19 protein-coding genes are annotated in these 16,933 nt (G+C 66.2%); 7 read left to right on the top strand and 12 right to left on the bottom strand.

What is annotated here, in order from left to right; genetic code table 11:
- Position 1: 1 nt before the first annotated feature.
- The 3 genes from yjjX to JNG39_RS07210 form a co-directional block, all read right to left on the bottom strand.
- The gene (yjjX, locus tag JNG39_RS07200; RefSeq protein WP_368310472.1) at positions 2-562 is read right to left on the bottom strand and encodes an inosine/xanthosine triphosphatase; all 561 of its coding nucleotides are present in this window, start codon (positions 560-562) and stop codon (positions 2-4) included.
- Positions 563-682: 120 nt separating this feature from the next.
- Complete coding sequence (gene pgm / locus JNG39_RS07205) at positions 683-2,323, bottom strand: phosphoglucomutase (alpha-D-glucose-1,6-bisphosphate-dependent) (protein WP_368310473.1); 1,641 nt, start codon at positions 2,321-2,323, stop codon at positions 683-685.
- A 138-nt stretch (positions 2,324-2,461) separates the two neighbouring features.
- Complete coding sequence (locus tag JNG39_RS07210; RefSeq protein WP_368310474.1) at positions 2,462-3,136, bottom strand: response regulator; 675 nt, start codon at positions 3,134-3,136, stop codon at positions 2,462-2,464.
- A 93-nt stretch (positions 3,137-3,229) separates the two neighbouring features.
- Between JNG39_RS07210 and JNG39_RS07215 the strand changes: the two genes are divergently transcribed.
- Complete coding sequence (locus JNG39_RS07215; protein WP_368310475.1) at positions 3,230-4,066, top strand: hypothetical protein; 837 nt, start codon at positions 3,230-3,232, stop codon at positions 4,064-4,066.
- A gap of 9 nt (positions 4,067-4,075) precedes the next feature.
- Positions 4,076-4,906 (top strand): NAD-dependent protein deacetylase, encoded by an 831-nt coding sequence (locus JNG39_RS07220; RefSeq protein ID WP_368310476.1) that lies wholly within the window; start codon positions 4,076-4,078, stop codon positions 4,904-4,906.
- 9 nt (positions 4,907-4,915) lie between these two features.
- Here JNG39_RS07220 and tadA read toward each other — a convergent pair whose 3' ends face one another.
- The 3 genes from tadA to JNG39_RS07235 are packed head-to-tail and all read right to left on the bottom strand — an operon-like array spanning position 4,916 to position 7,181.
- Positions 4,916-5,383, bottom strand: coding sequence for a tRNA adenosine(34) deaminase TadA (tadA, locus tag JNG39_RS07225; RefSeq protein ID WP_368310477.1), 468 nt, complete (start codon positions 5,381-5,383; stop codon positions 4,916-4,918).
- Positions 5,383-5,970 (bottom strand): DNA-3-methyladenine glycosylase I, encoded by a 588-nt coding sequence (locus tag JNG39_RS07230; protein ID WP_368310478.1) that lies wholly within the window; start codon positions 5,968-5,970, stop codon positions 5,383-5,385. The genes tadA and JNG39_RS07230 overlap by 1 nt, the downstream gene beginning before the upstream one ends.
- Positions 5,971-6,023: 53 nt before the next feature.
- Positions 6,024-7,181 carry an NADH:flavin oxidoreductase/NADH oxidase gene (locus JNG39_RS07235; protein WP_368310479.1) on the bottom strand — a complete coding sequence of 386 codons (1,158 nt, stop codon included), beginning with the start codon at positions 7,179-7,181 and terminating at the stop codon, positions 6,024-6,026.
- 195 nt (positions 7,182-7,376) lie between these two features.
- Between JNG39_RS07235 and mgrA the strand changes: the two genes are divergently transcribed.
- Positions 7,377-8,417, top strand: a complete 1,041-nt coding sequence (mgrA, locus tag JNG39_RS07240; protein ID WP_368310480.1) for an L-glyceraldehyde 3-phosphate reductase — start codon at positions 7,377-7,379, stop codon at positions 8,415-8,417.
- Positions 8,418-8,506: 89 nt separating this feature from the next.
- Here the strand turns inward: mgrA and yghU are convergent, their stop codons facing one another.
- Both yghU and JNG39_RS07250 read right to left on the bottom strand, forming a co-directional pair.
- On the bottom strand, positions 8,507-9,370 hold the full coding sequence (gene yghU / locus JNG39_RS07245) for a glutathione-dependent disulfide-bond oxidoreductase (protein ID WP_368310481.1): 864 nt from the start codon (positions 9,368-9,370) through the stop codon (positions 8,507-8,509).
- Positions 9,371-9,429: 59 nt separating this feature from the next.
- A complete protein-coding gene (locus tag JNG39_RS07250; protein WP_368310482.1) occupies positions 9,430-10,095 on the bottom strand; it encodes an O-methyltransferase in 666 nt (221 codons plus the stop codon).
- 93 nt (positions 10,096-10,188) lie between these two features.
- On the opposite strand from JNG39_RS07250, the gene JNG39_RS07255 reads away from it, so the two are divergent.
- Positions 10,189-10,830, top strand: a complete 642-nt coding sequence (locus tag JNG39_RS07255) for a TetR family transcriptional regulator (protein WP_368310483.1) — start codon at positions 10,189-10,191, stop codon at positions 10,828-10,830.
- A 34-nt stretch (positions 10,831-10,864) separates the two neighbouring features.
- On the opposite strand, the gene JNG39_RS07260 is transcribed toward JNG39_RS07255, so the two are convergent.
- Positions 10,865-11,476: a 2'-5' RNA ligase family protein gene (locus tag JNG39_RS07260; protein ID WP_368310484.1), complete on the bottom strand. Its 612-nt coding sequence runs from the start codon at positions 11,474-11,476 to the stop codon at positions 10,865-10,867.
- A gap of 139 nt (positions 11,477-11,615) precedes the next feature.
- Here JNG39_RS07260 and JNG39_RS07265 point away from each other — a divergent pair, with 139 nt between their 5' ends.
- Positions 11,616-12,275, top strand: coding sequence for a glutathione S-transferase family protein (locus JNG39_RS07265; protein ID WP_368310485.1), 660 nt, complete (start codon positions 11,616-11,618; stop codon positions 12,273-12,275).
- A 42-nt stretch (positions 12,276-12,317) separates the two neighbouring features.
- On the opposite strand, the gene JNG39_RS07270 is transcribed toward JNG39_RS07265, so the two are convergent.
- Entirely contained in the window at positions 12,318-12,728 is a 411-nt protein-coding gene (locus tag JNG39_RS07270) for a YciI family protein (protein WP_368310486.1), read from the bottom strand.
- 216 nt (positions 12,729-12,944) lie between these two features.
- Here JNG39_RS07270 and JNG39_RS07275 point away from each other — a divergent pair, with 216 nt between their 5' ends.
- Entirely contained in the window at positions 12,945-13,946 is a 1,002-nt protein-coding gene (locus JNG39_RS07275; protein WP_368310818.1) for an MBL fold metallo-hydrolase, read from the top strand.
- Positions 13,947-13,953: 7 nt separating this feature from the next.
- On the opposite strand, the gene JNG39_RS07280 is transcribed toward JNG39_RS07275, so the two are convergent.
- Both JNG39_RS07280 and JNG39_RS07285 read right to left on the bottom strand, forming a co-directional pair.
- Entirely contained in the window at positions 13,954-14,694 is a 741-nt protein-coding gene (locus JNG39_RS07280) for a DUF72 domain-containing protein (RefSeq protein WP_368310819.1), read from the bottom strand.
- A gap of 90 nt (positions 14,695-14,784) precedes the next feature.
- Positions 14,785-15,822, bottom strand: coding sequence for an aldo/keto reductase (locus JNG39_RS07285; RefSeq protein WP_368310487.1), 1,038 nt, complete (start codon positions 15,820-15,822; stop codon positions 14,785-14,787).
- A 165-nt stretch (positions 15,823-15,987) separates the two neighbouring features.
- On the opposite strand from JNG39_RS07285, the gene JNG39_RS07290 reads away from it, so the two are divergent.
- A complete protein-coding gene (locus JNG39_RS07290) occupies positions 15,988-16,917 on the top strand; it encodes an AraC family transcriptional regulator N-terminal domain-containing protein (RefSeq protein ID WP_368310488.1) in 930 nt (309 codons plus the stop codon).
- Positions 16,918-16,933: the final 16 nt, after the last annotated feature.

The following is a 16,933-nucleotide window of genomic DNA, read 5'->3' on the forward strand; positions in this document are numbered from 1 at the left end:
GTCACGGCGCCTCGACGCCGTAGAGTTCCGGATGCAGGAACGGTGCCATCGCGAGCACCAGCGCCTGCGCATAGGCGCTTTCGCGGGTGGCGTGTCCGTTGGTCACCAGGCCGATCGCCCCACCCTGCTGCTTGATGTTCACCGTGCCGAACAGGCGGTCCATGACGTGGCCCAGTTCCTCGCCGTCGAGCAAGGCCTCGTAGACCGCCGGCGGCAACGGAAGCCATGCGCTGCAGCCCACCGACACCTGTTCGCGATGGGCGATCGCGACATAGCCGAAGGTGCCGGGGCCGTCGACGGTCACGTCCACGCCGCCTTCCAGCGCCACGTGGAAATCCGCCTCGCGATGCTGGCGGCAGAAATTCATGCGATTGAGCGCACCTTCGCGCGTCTCGGCCGCGGTCATCGGCTGGTCGGGCACGCCCGAAGGGGCCTGCATGCCTTCGCATTCGACCAGCCGGCCTGGGAAAAGAGGCGCCAGGGCGTTGCGCACGGCACCGATCTTGACGGGATTGCGCGATCCGACGAGGACGCGGATGGGTGGGGTGTCGGGGGAAGACATGGGGACATGACTCGATAGGCAGGCGCCCATGGTACCGGCAGGCAAAGCTCCGCAGGAATCACGGGCAGGGTCCGCCCCCTCCGGCAGGCAGGAGGGGGCGGACCCTGCCCGCGATGGGGATCAGCCCAACGCCGCGTCCACCATGGTTTGCGCCTCGGCGAGCACCCGTTCGAGGTGTTCCTTGCCACGGAAGCTCTCGCCGTAGATCTTGTAGATGTCTTCCGTGCCCGAGGGACGCGCCGCGAACCAGCCGTGTTCGGACATCACCTTGATGCCCCCGATGGGCTGGCCGCCGGCCTGGTTGATCACCTCGACGACCGGGTCGCCCGCCAGGGTCTTCGAGGCGACCTGCTCCGGCGTCAGCTTCGAAAGCTTCTGCTTCTGCGCGTGGTTGGCGGGCGCATCGATGCGGGCGTTGGCGGGGTCGCCGAGCTTCGCCGTGATCTCGCGATAGACCTCGCCCGGGTCGCGTCCCATGCGCGCCGTCATCTCGCCGGCGAGCAGCGCCGCCACGAGGCCGTCCTTATCGGTGGACCAGGGCGAGCCGTCCTTGGCGAGGAACGACGCGCCGGCGCTCTCCTCGCACCCGAAACCGAGGCTCCCGTCGTACAGGCCCGATACGAAGTACTTGAAACCCACCGGCACCTCCCGCAGGGGACGGCCCAGGTGCGCCGCGATGCGATCGAGCAGGCCCGTGCTCACCGCCGTCTTGCCGATGGCGGCGTCCGGCCGCCATCCCGGGCGGTTCTGGAACAGGTACCACGCCGCGGCGGCCAGGTAATGGTTGGCGGGCATCAGGCCCGCGCTGGGCGCCACGACGCCGTGCCGGTCGTGGTCGGTGTCGCAGGCGAAAGCGACGTCGTAGTCGTCCTTCAGGCCGATAAGGCGCTGCATCGCGTACGACGACGAGGGATCCATGCGGACCTTGCCGTCCCAGTCCAGCGACATGAAAGCGAAGGACTTGTCGACCACCTCGCTCACCACGGTGAGATTGAGACCGTACCGCTCGCCGATGGCGCTCCAGTAATGCACGCCCGCGCCACCCAGCGGGTCCACGCCCATGCGCACGCCGTTGGCGCGCACGATCTCCAGGTCGAGCGCGTCGCCGAGGTCGCCCACGTAAAGCTGCAGGAAGTCGAAGGACCGCGTCGTCGACGCCTTCAACGCCTGCGCGAACGGCATCCGCTTCACCTCGCGAAGCCCACCCTCGATCAGGTCGTTGGCGCGCTTCGCGATCCACGAGGTGGCGTCGGTGTCGGCCGGGCCGCCATGGGGCGGGTTGTACTTGATGCCGCCGCTGTCCGGCGGGTTGTGCGAGGGCGTGATGACGATGCCGTCGGCCTTGCCCTGCTCCCGGCCACGGTTGTGGACCAGGATCGCGTGCGACACGGCCGGCGTGGGGGTGTATTCGCCATCGGCGGAGACGAAGGTGTCCACGCCGTTGGCCGCCAGCACCTCCAGCGTGCTTTCGAAGGCCGGCTGGGAGAGGGCGTGCGTGTCGATGCCGACGTATACGGGGCCATCCACGCCGGCCTGCTTACGGTAGTCGCAGATCGCCTGGGCCACGGCCAGCACGTGCCATTCGTTGAACGACCGCTCGAACGACGAGCCGCGATGCCCCGAGGTACCGAAGGCAACGCGCTGCTCGGGCACGGAGGGATCAGGCCGCAGGTCCACGTACGCCGCCACCAGGGCACCAAGGTCCACGAGCTTGCCGTCCGTCGCCGGCTTGCCCGCCAGCGGGCTGATTTTCGTACTCACCGATGCGCTCTCCTCGAGCGTGCCCCATGGCACGCGACCGACGCATTGTAGGTCGCTCGCCTGACTGCAACGTCAACCGTGCGTGCAAGACCCACAAGGATTTGAGATTTCTTCCATGTCCTGGGACGCCATCGACGGCTATCGTGGTGCGCCCCGGTCGGAGGATCTCCCGAGATGGAGATAGTCGACGTATTCGTAGATCTCCGTGTCCGAACCCAACCCCAGTTTGCGCATGGCATTGGTCTTCTGCTGGCTCACGGTCGACAGCCCCCGCCCGGTCGCCCGGGCGATCTCCGACACGTTGCGGCCCGAGGCGAACAACTGCAGCACTTCCAGCTCGCGGGGCGACAGGGCCGTCAGCGTGCCCCAGAGCCCCGCACGGGCGCTGGCGCGCGACGGGCGGCCCATCAGCTCACGTACCGACGAACCGAGGTAAACGCTTTGCGACATCATGCACATGAAGGCCTCCGGGATTTCCCGCGCATCCCCCGCCTTGCCTACCAGCGCCGTCACGCCCGTGGCCAGCATCTCGCGATAGAGGGCCGGATTGATCACCGTGGTGATGACCATCACGGGCAACGACGGGTGTCGTCGCCTCACCTCGGAAAGCAGCTCCAGGCCATCGCCCTCGGCGCCCGGCATGCTGAAGTCGGTCACGAGCGCGTCGCAGGGTACGTCTTCCAGCAGGGCGAGCAGAGCATGGGGCGACTGCGCCTCTCCCACCACCTCGGCGAGGCGATCTTTCGTCAGCGCCAGGGTGAGTCCTTTCAGCACGACGGGATGATCGTCGGCCAGGATGACGCGATAAACCATGAGTAATCCCTTCTCCAAGACAGGTCCATTTCGCACCGTGACAGCGTTCGGCCGACCGCGCGAGGCATCGAGTTGAACATACGTGCATGGATCATGTCACTGCCGCCGCGCCTGTACGCCTTTCACTCCACGTGCATACGCATCCACGGCGAGCGGCGCGCGCGCGTTCATCGCGCATCCTCCCTGCCCGACCTGCTGCACCGGATCGGCCGGCGTTTCTCGCCGCAGGCGCGACGCATGGATACCGTGCTGACCCTCGACGTCGATCCCGCGCTCGCCACCGACCTGCGCGGCCCGTTCGGTCCGCTCGGCATCGTGCTGGCCCGGATCCTCGACCTCGCGCTGCGGCGCGCGAGCGAGAAGAAGGTCAGCATGCACGTCGACGTGGTCGGCGACGACACCAGCAGCCAGCTGGTCCATTTCACCGTCACCGTCTTTGGCGACGACGGTCCGTCCTCCGACGCCGCGATGCTGGCGGAAGCCTCCACCCTGCTCGGCGCCCTCGGCGGCACCTTGCACGACGAAACCGACGAGCGCCGGCGGCGTCACCTCATCGCGGAACTCGAATTCAGCCTGCCGCCGCGAAGCATCGACATCGACGTCGCCGCGCTGCGCAAGACGCTCGGCGGCGACGAACCCCTGCAACACGTGGTCGACGCGCTGGAGGGCGCGCTCAAGCGGGACATCCACTCCCTCGATGCCTTGCTGGCCGAGAGCGGCGTGGCCGAACTCCAGGCGTGGCTCCACCGGGTATCCGGCGTGCTCGGCATGGCCGAGGCCACCGAACTGGCGCGAACCGGCCTCACGCTGGAACACGGACTGGCGCACGGACGCAGCGAATGGCTGGACAACGCCGTGCGCCGCTTCGGCCACGACGCGGGCCGCGTGCTCGACGTTCTCCGGGCGCACGTCGACACGCATCGGATATAGTGCACCGACGTGAACCAGCCCGCTTCCACCCTCGCCATCGACCCGCTGCGCGCCTACCTCGACGCGCACCCGCGCCTGTTCGTGATCACCGGCGCGGGCATCAGCACCGACTCGGGCATACCGGATTACCGGGACGGCAACGGCGAATGGAAGCGCAGCCCGCCGATGACGTTGCAGTCGTTCATGAGCGGGCCGCCGGCACGAGCCCGCTACTGGGCCCGCGGCATGATCGGCTGGCGGCACTTCGCCGGCGTGGACCCCAACATCGCCCACCGGGCGCTCGCGGCACTGGAACGTGCCGGCCGCATCGAACTGCTGCTCACCCAGAACGTCGACGGCCTCCATGAAAAGGCCGGCAGCCTCAACGTGGTGGATCTCCACGGTCGGCTCGATCGCGTGCGCTGCATGCAATGCGGCGACCTCTCCACCCGCGATGCGATGCAGGCCCGCCTCGAGGCATCCAACCCCGACTGGCTCGCCCTGCGGGCCACCATCGCGCCCGATGGCGACGCCGACCTCGACGGCGTGGATTTCTCCACGTTCCATATCCCCGATTGCCTGGTCTGCGGCGGCATCCTCAAGCCCGACGTGGTGTTCTTCGGCGAAAACGTGCCCCGTGCCCGCGTCGACACCGCCTGGGCGCACCTGGAGCGCGCCGACGCCATGCTCGTGGTGGGCTCGTCGCTCATGGTCTATTCCGGCTACCGCTTCGTGCTGGAGGCCTCGCGCCGGGGCTTGCCCATCGCCTCGGTCAATCGGGGCGTCACTCGCGCCGATCCGCTGATCGGCCTCAAGATCGACCGGGGCGTCGCCGAAGCGCTCGCCCCCTACGCCGGCTGATTCGACCGCTCAGCGCCGTTCGCGGAAAAACCGCCGCAGCATGTCGCCCGCCGCCTCGGCCTGCAGACCGCCGACCGTTTCCACGCGATGGTTGTGCTTCGGCGACACCAGCGTGTCGAACACGCTGCCGGCCGCACCGGTCTTGGGATCCGTAGCCCCATACACCACGCGGCCTACGCGCGCATGGATCATCGCCATGGCGCACATCGTGCAAGGCTCGAGCGTCACGTAGAGCGTGGAACCGGGAAAGCGGTAATTCGATACCGCCTGCCCCGCCGCGCGAAGCGCCAGGATTTCGGCATGGGCGGTGGGATCGTTGAGGGTGATGCTGCGATTCCATCCCTCGCCGACGACCCGCCCGTCCATCACCAGCACGGCGCCTACCGGCACCTCGCCCTCGGCATCGCGCGCATGCTCGGCCAGCGCCAGGGCTCGGGCCATGAAGGCGTGATCGGCCTCGGAGAACACCTCGTGCATTACGCCCCCCGACGCCTGAAGCAGCCGTGGAGATGGTCGTCGACGATACCTACCGCCTGCATCCACGCGTAGACGATGGTCGGCCCAACGAATTTGAAGCCACGCTTTTTCATGTCCTTGGAGATCGTGACCGACAACGGCGTCTGCGCCGGCACGTCGCGTCCGTTGCCACGGATGACCTTGCCCCCGGTGAACGACCAGCAATACCCGTCGAAGTCCTCGCCGGCGGCCGCCATCGCCTGGTAGATGCGCGCACCCTGGATGGTGGCCTCGATCTTCGCGCGCGAGCGCACGATGCCCGCGTCGTCCAGCAGGCGAAGCACGTCGTTTTCCCCGAAGCGCGCCACCTTGACCGGATCGAAGCCCTTGAACGCCTTGCGGAAAGCATCGCGCTTGCGCAGGATCGTGATCCACGACAAACCGGCCTGGAAGCCTTCGAGCATCAACTGTTCCCAGAGCATCCGGGAGTCGTGCAAGGGCACGCCCCATTCGGTGTCGTGGTAGTGCCCATAGAGGGGATCGCTGCCCGCCCAGGCGCAACGGGCGGGCTCGCGGGCCGTCGTGGACGGCGATGCCGACGGGGTCATCGGGGCTCTCCGGAAAAGGAACGCCCAGTGTACCCGTCGGCCACGCCGCGCGTTTACACGTAACGGCCGTCTTCGGTGCGCGTCCACTGCGGCGATGCCACGGCACCGTCGTTCCGGAACAGCGATCGCAGGCCCGACGGCTGCGAACGAAGGTACTGCTTGGGCGCGAGCACGGATGCACCGAGCTTGGCGGCCGCATGCCAGGGCCAGCGCGGATCGTAGAGAATGCCGCGGGCGAGCGCGATCATGTCGGCCTCGCCGTCGGCGACGATCTTCTCGGCCTGCTCGGGGTCGGTGATCAGGCCGACGGCCACGACGGGAATGCCCACGGCGGCTTTTATCCGCTTCGCGAACGGCACCTGGTAACCCGGGCCCACCGCGATGTCCTGCTTCTCGTGCAGGCCCGCGGAGGAGACGTGCACGGCATCGCAACCGCGCGCCTCGAGCGCCTTCACGAAGGCGATGCTCTGCTCGGTGTCCCAGCCGCCTTCCACCCAGTCCTCGGCCGACAGGCGCATCGTCACGGCCTTGTCGGCGGGAAATACGGCACGCACCGCATCGAACACTTCCAGCGGGAAGCGCATGCGATTCTCCAGCGAACCGCCGTACTCGTCGGTGCGTTTGTTCGACAGCGGCGAAAGGAACTGGTGCAGGAGATACCCGTGCGCGCCATGCAACTGAACGAAATCGAGGCCGAGTCGCGCGGCCCGCTTCGCCGCTTCGGCGAACGCGTCGCGGATACGGATCATGCCGTCGCGATCCAGGGCCGACGGCGGCACGTCGCCCTCGCTGAAGGGAATGGCCGACGGAGCCACCGTCTGCCAGCCGTTCGGGGCACCGGGCGCGATCTGCTTGCCTCCCACCCACGGCACGTCGGTGGACGCCTTGCGCCCCGCATGGCCGAGCTGGATGCCGACGGGCATGGTCGACCAGCGGCGCACGCTTTCCAGGGTCTCGCGCATCGCCTCTTCGGTCGCGTCGTCCCAGAGGCCGACGTCGGCATAGGTGATGCGCCCTTCCGGCAGCACGGCGGTGGCCTCGATGGTAAGCAGTGCCGCTCCCGAGAGCGCCAGCTGTCCCAGGTGGATCGTGTGCCAGTCGGTCATCCGGCCATCCTGCGCCGAGTACTGGCACATCGGCGCGATCACGATGCGGTTGGCCAATGAAAGGTTACGCACCTTCAGTGGGGTAAAGAGTGCCGGCTGGGGCATGGGGAACTCCGGGAAAAAAAGGAATGCGTGAACTATGGGCACTTCCGCGCCCCATGCAAGCCTTCTTGGACCCGATGGCGTGGCGCGTGCACTAATCCGCGCGCAAGAAACCGCGAACGGGCGTCCATGGTAGGCAACGCCCGCGCGCGCCGGTTAGGCTTGGTGGTCTTCCCCACGGCAATGGACCGGACTCCCATGACCTACATCGCGAATCCCGAGCGCTACGACGGCGGCATGCCCTATCGCCGGGTGGGCCGCAGCGGCCTCGTGCTTCCCGCCGTCTCGCTCGGCCTGTGGCAGAACTTCGGTGGCGTCGACCGCTTCGAGACCGGCCGCGCCATCCTGCGCCGCGCCTTCGATCGCGGCGTGACCCACTTCGACCTGGCCAACAACTACGGCCCCCCGTTCGGCTCGGCCGAGGAGAATTTCGGCCGCTGGATGGCCCAGGACTTCCGTCCCCATCGCGACGAGCTGGTGATTTCGACCAAGGCCGGTTGGGACATGTGGCCCGGCCCCTATGGCGGCCCCACCGGCACGCGCAAGCACATCATCGCCAGCTGCGAGCAGAGCCTGCGCCGCATGGGGCTGGATTTCGTCGACATCTTCTACTCGCACCGCGTCGATCCCGATACGCCGCTGGACGAGACGATGGGCGCGCTCATTCACCTGCACCGCCAGGGCAAGGCGCTGTACGTCGGCATCTCGTCGTATTCGCCGGAACTGACCCGCGAGGCGGCGAAGATCCTGGCCGCCGAGAACGTGCCGCTGTTCATCCACCAGCCCAATTACTCGATGCTCAACCGCGACATCGAGCGCGGCCTGCTCGACGTGCTGGGCGAGCTGGGCACCGGCTGCATCGCCTTCTCGCCGCTCGCCCAGGGCATGCTGACGTCGAAGTACCTCAACGGCGTGCCCGACGATGCGCGCGCCGTGCGCGAAGGCTCGCTGAAGTCGGAGATGCTCACCGAGCAGAACCTCAACCACATCCGCGCACTCAACGAGATCGCCAAGCGCCGCGGGCAGACGCTCGCGCAGATGGCCATTGCGTGGACGTTGCGCGATCCGCGCGTCACGTCGTCGCTGATCGGCGCGCGCACGGTGGAGCAGTTGGACGATTCGCTGGATGCGGTGAAGCGTCTGGATTTCAGCGCTGAAGAACTGGCCGAGATCGACCAGCATGCCCGGGATGGTGGGGTGGATCTGTGGGAAGTCTCGTCAGCGATCGGGCGGAAGTAAGTTAAGAGCCATGCGCCGTCATCGCCTGCCCTGAATGATCGCGCCGGGTTCCCCTGCTTCCTTAGGGGAACCCAGCGCCAGGCATTCGGTCATCGCGAATCGACGATGCGTCCCTGGTCGAAATCCGCCGCATCGTGCCGCTCCAGCAACGCCGGCTCCCCCGACGTGCGGTTCACCATACGCCCCCGCTGCACCGCCGGCCGCGCCCCCACCTCATCCACCCAGCGCTTGAGGTGCACGTACTCGTGCACGGAAAGGAACTGCGCCGAGTCGCCGTAGATCCATCCGTTCACCAGCGCCCCGTACCAGGGCCACACGGCCATGTCCGCGATCGTGTAGTCATCGCCCCCCAGGTACCGGCTCACGGCCAGGCGCTTGTCGAGCACGTCGAGCTGCCGCTTGGTTTCCATGGCGAAACGGTCGATGGCGTATTCGATCTTCGTGGGCGCGTACGCATAGAAATGCCCGAACCCGCCGCCGAGGTAAGGACCCGAACCCACCTGCCAGAACAGCCACGACAGGCATTCGGCCCGCGCCGCCGCCCCTGTCGGCAGGAAGGCGCCGAACTTCTCGGCCAGGTACACGAGGATCGCTCCGGACTCGAACACGCGAATCGGCTCGGCACCGCTGCGGTCCATCAGCGCGGGAATCTTCGAATTGGGATTCACCTCGACGAACCCGCTGCCGAACTGGTCGCCGTCGCCGATGCGGATGAGCCATGCGTCGTATTCCGCACCTTCATGACCGGCGGCGAGCAGTTCCTCGAGCATCACCGTCACCTTCACGCCGTTGGGCGTGCCCTGCGAATACAGCTGCAGCGGATGCCGGCCGACGGGCAATGCCTTTTCGTGGGTAGCGCCGGAGACGGGGCGGTTGATATTCGCGAAGCGGCCGCCGTTGGCCTTGTTCCAGGTCCAGACGTCCGGTGGCACGTAGTTCGATGCATCACTCATGGATAGGATTCCGATCAGGTCATGACCGGATCGTATCAAACGGTCGTGCGCGCCGGCGGTCACCCCACGCGCATGGACAGCTCCACGTCTTCCGCGAAGGGGACGGACAGGTAACCGTTGGCGGGCGAGCGCACGTAGTCGAGGTATTCGGGGCTGTATTCGGCATTGTCCGCGATGACGAAAGCTCCCTTCTTCAGTGTGTGTTCCACGAGGGCGAGCACGTCGGGATACAACGCCTTCGCGCCGTCGAGGAGCAACAGGTCGACGCCATCGGGAAGGCCCGTGCGCAGTGTCTGCAACGCATCGCCCTCGCGGATGTCCACCAGGTCGATCAGGCCGCCGGCCGTGAGATGGTCGCGTGCGCGAGCCACCTTCGACGGCTCAAACTCGCAGGTGATCAACTGGCCACCGCCGTTTTCCCGAAGCGCCGAGGCCAGGTGAAGCGTGGAAATGCCGAACGACGTGCCGAACTCGACGATGGACCTCGCACCGCTTCCACGTGCGAGCATGTAAAGCAGGCGACCGGTTTCACGCGACACGGGAAGCGGCAAATCCTTCAGTTGTCCGTAGAACTGGAGGTATTCGGTCTTGCTACGCATCAGGCGCTCGTGGTCCTGATCGGCCAGGCCGGCGAGCGCCTGGCTGCGCGCCGGAGAGGCCTCCTCGGCGTCCTCGAACAGGCGGTCCAGCAAGGGGGCGACGGGGGCGGAGGTGAGGATGTTCATGGTCTTTTTCCTTCGGTTTAAAAATGCGACGAATCCGTCAGAAAAGGATAGGATGCGTCCGTCGCATTTCCTATTCGCATTCCCGCCACCGCCATGACCGACCGTCGCATTCCACAGATTTCCTCGCGTAAACAGCCCAAACAGGCTCGCTCCAACGACCTCGTCGCGGCAATCCTCGAGGCGGCCACTCAGGTTCTGGTGAAGGAAGGCGCGCCGCGTTTCACGACCGCACGCGTCGCGGAGAAGGCCGGAGTGAGCGTCGGCTCGATCTACCAATACTTTCCGAACAAGGCGGCCATCCTGTTCCGCCTGCAGCGCGACGAATGGCAAAGCACGTCGCGGATGCTTTGCGACATCATCCGGGACGCGAGCACGCCCCCGATGCACCGTCTGCGCACGCTCGTGCACGCCTTCGTTCGCTCGGAGTGCGCGGAAGCGGAAATGCGCACGGCTCTCCAGGACGCCGCGCCGCTTTACCGCGACGCGCCGGAAGCCAAGGACGCGCACGACGAAGGATACGAAGCCTTCGGCGACTTCATGGGCGAGGTGCTGCCACACCTTCCGATCGAGACGCGCACCTTAGCGTGCGATCTCGTCATGACGACGTTGAGCGCCGTGGGCAAGGCGTTTTCGGACAGCCGTCGCACCGATGCGGAAATCACCGCCTACGCCGACGCCATGGCCGACATGGTGTGCGCCTATATCGACGGCCTTCGCCGCACCGCGAAGGGATGACGCATCGTCTCGATGCGCACCACCCGCCTGCCGATCAGCGCTTCGGCGATCCCAGCCGCCAGGTACGCAGCACTTCATGGCGGGAAAGGCCGATGTAGCTCTTGACGAGCGCGAACTCCGTCGCGGCGAAGCGCACCGGTTCGATAGGCGTCCGCGGGAGGCGGTGCCGGGGGTCGTAGCACAGGGTCATGTGAGGCTCGTAAGCCCTCGAAGGAGAGAAGCCCCGGTCCGCCATCGCCATGGCCAAATCCGTGCGCAGCGTTCGAACGTCGTGCAGCCCTTCCCCGCCGAGCAGCACACACGGACCGCTCGGCGCGGAAAACGTCATGATGGCGTCGAACCGGGTGTCGATGGCGGGCATGTGGATCGTATCGGCCGCACGACAGGCCGACTCCAGCGTGGCGTCGTCGACGTCGTGACCGACCAGTTCGAGGGTGACGTGCAGCCGATCAGGGTCGATCCTTTTACCCGACACGCCCTTTTCTCCCAGCAACGCCGTGGCAACGGCATGAATGCGCAAGGCATCTTCGACGGCCGGCCGCAGGGCGAAAAACCAGGTGTGGGTAGGCTGCACGGAGGACTTGTCCGGCCGTTGGGTACTCGGGACACGGGGTGACGGACCGCCGAAGAGGCCTTGCTGATTCATCTGTATCGCTCGAACGGATAGGCCGCTACTTTACCGCGATACCTTTCGAAGGCCGCGCCGTCGTACCGTCGGCTTCATGACGCGGCCCGCGAACGGGTGCATCATGGCCGACGAGTCCGTGACGTCAGGAGCGTTCCGCATGGCCGAGCTGATCCTCACCACCCTCGACTGGGTGCCCGACATGCCTCGCGGCTACGTGCGCGACATACGCGTGCGCTGGGCGCTCGAAGAAGCCGGGTTTGCCTATCGCGTGGAGGGCACGCCGCTGGAAGCGAAGACATCCGAGCACTACATCCACCAGCCCTTCGGCCAGGTGCCATGGCTGGAGGATGGCGACGTGACGCTCTTCGAAAGCGGCGCGATCCTCGATTACCTCGGTGGCAAGAGCGAAGCCCTGCTTCCCTCCGACCCAAAGGAACGCGATCAGGCCAAAGTGTGGATGTACGCCGCCCTCAATTCGGTCGAGGCGGCCAGCCTGCCTTGGGCCTTCTTCAAGTTCATGAAAGACGACGCCCCGGGCCCGGGACGCCAGTGGCTGGACGACTTCGTCGCCATCCGCCTCCACAACCTGGAACGCGTGCTCGCCCGGCGCAAGTGGCTCGTCGACTCCTTTTCGGTAGCCGACATCCTGATGGCCGACGTGCTGCGGTTGATCGACCGGTTCGGTGGTCTCGAGGACTATCCGGCGTGTGCCGGATATCTCGCTCGAGCGACGGCCCGTCCCGCTTTCACGAAGGCGTTCGACGACCAGATCGCGTTCTTCGCCGCCGCCGACGAGAGACGCGGCAAGGCGAGTTAGCCGGCCCGAGACGCCATGCGTCGCGCACCGTCGAGCCCACGATCAGGCTACGCCGAGCTTCCCTCGCTCTCCGTCATGCGGCGTGGATCCCGGCGGCAGGAACTCGGCCAGGTCTTCGTACTCGTAATACGGACGGATCTCGATCTTGCTCGGGCCCGGCATCGGATTGGGGCATCGCTTCACCCACGCCACCGCCTCGTCCATGTCCTTGACGTTCCAGATCCAGAAACCGGCCACCAGCTCGCGGGTCTCGGCGAACGGTCCGTCGATCACCGTGCGGCCGGCGCCGTCGAAGGCCACGCGCTTGCCGTTGACGCTGGGCTTGAGGCCAGCAGCCGCCACCATGACGCCGGCCTCGACCAGTTCGTCGTTGTAGCGGTCCATCGCCTCGAACATCTCGGGGGCGGGGGGCGCGCCGGCTTCGCTTTCCGGGGTGGCCAATACGAACACCATGACTCTCATCGTCTGTCTCCTGTGGGCGGCCGTTTCGGCCTTTCATGAGGACGTCGAACGAGTCTGTCGGAAATCGACATGGACGAGGTAACCATCGAGTCCCAAGCCCAAGCCCCGTGAACAAATACTGTACTTATCGGTTTACTTTTTCGCACACCTGCCCTAGGCTCAAAGGTGTTGTTGTCACCATTGCCGGGAATTTCAAGCGTGAACACCCTGACGGCCCAAGCCCCGAACTACGTCGATTCGCCGCAGTACCGCGACGGTCGCTTCCACAATCCCGTTCCGCGCCCATCCATGGGTTTTTGGAAGGGGTTCAAGCTCACGCTCTCGTTCTTCTTCGCCAAACCGAAGGGTACGGTTCCCGATCGCCCCATCCCCGTGCGCCCGCTCACACGCGCGCACTTGGACGCGGCGCCCGATCGCAGCCTCTACCGGCTTGGGCATTCGACCGTACTGGTGAAGTTGCGTGGGCAATTCTGGCTCACCGATCCGGTGTTCTCGGAGCGGGCGTCGCCGGTGCAATGGGCGGGTCCGGCACGTTTCCACGCGGCGCCGATCACCCTTGACGAGTTGCCCCCGCTGGCCGGCGTCATCCTTTCGCACAACCATTACGATCACCTCGACCGCGACGCGGTCACTCGCCTGGCCACGAAGACGGGCCGTTTCATCGCGCCGCTGGGCGTCGGCGACCAACTCGTCGCATGGGGTATCGATCCGGACAAGGTGGAGCAACGCGACTGGTGGCAATCGATCGACCTCGAGGGCCTTCGGCTCACCGCCACCCCGGCCCAGCACTTCTCCGGTCGCGGGCTGAACGACGGCGATAGCAGTCTCTGGGCCTCGTGGGTCATACAGGACGGCGACTTCCGCCTGTTCTTCAGCGGCGACTCGGGGTACTTCGACGGTTTCAAGGCCATCGGCAAGGCGTTCGGTCCGTTCGATGTCACGCTCATGGAAACCGGGGCATACGACCCGCGCTGGGCGTTCGTGCACATGCAGCCGGAAGAAACCCTGCAGGCCCACCTCGACCTGCGCGGACGCTGGTTGCTGCCGATCCACAACGGCACGTTCGACCTGGCCATGCATGTGTGGCAGGAACCGTTCGAGCGCATTGCCTCGCTGGCGGCCCAGCAAGGTGTTTCCCTTGCGACGCCGGAAATGGGCGAGTGGCTGGATTTGAATGCTCCCCATGCGGGAACCGCCTGGTGGCGCTAGTCCCGCCCTATCCGCTCGCCGCAACCTTCAACGCCTCCGTCAACGACAAGGCATTGGGCACCGCCTCACCGCGAGCGGTGTTGTCGAAGATGCACCAGACGTCGATACCCGCGTCGCGGGCGGCGAGCGCACGCGTTGCCAGGGCTTCGATGAAACCCTCGTCGTAGGCCGAGTAGTAGATCTCCGGCGATCCATGCAGCCGCACGTAAAGCGTTTTCGGATCGCCGGCCGGCTCGGCGCCGGCGATGGGCGGAGGATCCGCCTGGACGGCGGCGATGCGCGCCCTTTCCAGGGTTTCCGTAGCCTCTTCGGTGAACCAGGTCGCGTGCCGAGGCTCGCATGCCACGCGTACGGCCGTCAGGCGTCGCAAGGAGGCGAAGAACGTTTCCGCCGAGGCTTTGTCGAACGTCAGGCTGGGCGGCAACTGCAGCAGCAGGCAACCCAGTTTGTCGCCGAGCGCCCCCGCTTCTTCCATGAAGCGTTGGAGCGCGTCATCCGCGTCGCGCAACCTGAGCTCGTGCGAGATCCTCTTCGGCATCTTCACCGCGAACCGGAACGCGTCGGGCACGCTGGCGGCCCAGCGCGCGTACGTCCTGGGCTGGTGGGGGCGATAGAACGACGTGTTGATTTCCACCGCATCGAACACCCGGGCGTACCGTTCGAGGTGACTGCCCTGCCCTTCGAACCGGGCAGCCACCTTCGACGACAGGCTCCATCCGGCACAGCCGATGCGTATCGCCGGTCCCATCTTCGGTTTCGATCCCACGTGCCTGGCTCCGCCATCGAACGGCGGTCATTTCAGCACGTCGCACGCACGGCGAACACCCGTGGATCGCGCTCAGCGCTTGGAACCGGCCATCTGCCCCGCTCGCAGCGCGCTCCACATCTCTACCATCCAGCCCGGATACTCAGGCGGGAGTTTGCTGACGGCATCGATGGCTTTCAGCTCAGCGTCGCTGAACACGATGTCGGCGGCCTTGAGGTTATCGTCGAGCTGATCCATCCGCTTGGCCCCGACGAGTACCGCGGATACCGCTCTCTGGTGGAGAAGCCAGGCCAATGCGACCTGAGCGACCGAAGCACCATGATCTTGCGCGATCGGGCGTAGGACATCGATCGCGTCGAAGCCACGGTCGTAGTCGATGTGCGGCCGCCCGTTGACGTCGCGACTGCCTTCGGGAACACCTTCGCCGCGCACCTGCTTGCCGCTCAGGAAGCCGCCCGCCAGGGGGCTCCACACCAGCAGCCCGACGCCTTCGCTCTGCAGCAGTGGCGTGATCTCGCGTTCGAGATCGCGGCCCACGACCGAATAGTAGGCCTGCAGTGAACTCAGGCGCGTGATGTTCAGTCGCTCGGACATGCCCAGTGCCTTCGTGAGCTGCCATGCGGCGTAATTGGACACGCCGACGTAGCGGACGTAACCCTGCCGCACCAGGTCGTCCAGCGCGCGCAGGGTCTCTTCCATCGGCGTCGCCGGGTCGAAGCCGTGCATCTGGTAAAGGTCGATGTGGTCGACGCCGAGCCGCTTCAGGCTGGCCTTGGCCGCGTCCATGATGTGGCCACGCGATGCGCCGGCACCGTTCGGGCCCTTGCTCATGGGTCCAAACACCTTCGTGGCGATCAGATAATTCTCTCGCGGCTCGCCCAGGCTGCGCAGCGCTTCGCCGAGGAGGCGCTCCGAATCGCCGAGCGCGTAGAAATCGGCGGTGTCGTAGAGGTTGATGCCGGCCTCGAAGGAGCGCCGCACCATGGCGTTGGCTTCGTCCTGCCCAAGCCCTCCCAGGGTATCGAATCCGGCATTGTGGCCGAACGTCATCGCGCCGAAGGCCAGTTCGGAAATAAAAAGGCCGGTGTTTCCAAGGCGGTTGTATTTCATGTCGACTCCGGTTCAGGGGATGACCGGCAGCGTAGGAGCCCATGCCGGAAAGCCGGTAGCCCGATCCCCTCGATTGACTGCCCGATCCTCTCCCATGCGGCATGATCGTATCCCGGCTGTCGTTTCCGTCTGGCACGCTGGACACCGGACCGCCCAGGAAACGCCATGCCCGTCGCTCCCGCCGACCTCATCGACTACCAGCGTCAAGACATAGAGGCGCTCATCGCACGCTTCGCCGCGGCGAACGAAGGTCACGCGACGCCGGTGCCCGGCCTGAGCGTGGCACGCATCACCGCACCCGTTCCTCCGACGGCACAACTCGACGCGGCCTGCCTGTGCGTTTGCGTGCGCGGCAGCCGGCACGTTTCCTCGGGCGATACGGTGATCCGGCACGAGGAGAACCACTTCGTACTTACCGCCGTCGAACGGCCCAGCATCATCGCCATCCCCGATGCGAGTCCGGAACATCCGTACACGGCATTGCGCATCGACCTGGACCTGGACCTCGCCAGACAGGTCATGGCGGACATCGACATGGAGCGGCTGGACTTTGCACCGGTCGACGCGACCGGCGACGTCATCGAGCTGGACGCCGACATGCTGGATGCGGTGGCACGGCTCGTGCGGTTGCTCGAACGTCCCGGCGATATCGCCTTCCTGTCCCGGCTCATCCACCGGGAAATCCTCTACCGCCTACTGTGCGGCCAGGGAGGCGGCCGCCTGCGCCGCATCGTCCGGATGGGCTCGCAGGGCCATCGCGTTGCGCGTGCCGTCGCCTGGCTGCGAATGCATTTCCGCGAACGGCTGCGCATCGAACAACTCGCCGCGAAGGCCGGGATGGGCGTATCGACACTCCATCGCCATTTCGCCGAACTGACCGGCATGAGCCCGATACAGTTCCAGAAGCAGTTGCGGCTGCACGAAGCGCGGCGTCTCCTGCTGGAGGACGACACGGCGGTCAGCACCGTGGCGTTACGGGTCGGTTACGAAAGCGCCACGCAATTCATCCGCGAATACCGCCGCCTGTTCGGCGAATCGCCGTTGCGCGACGTGACGTTGCTGAAGCGATCCGGATCGGGTCGCGCCCCGCTGTGATCCGACAGAGGATGAA

The sequence above is a fragment of the Luteibacter sp. CQ10 genome (assembly GCF_040900725.1).
Classification (GTDB): domain Bacteria; phylum Pseudomonadota; class Gammaproteobacteria; order Xanthomonadales; family Rhodanobacteraceae; genus Luteibacter.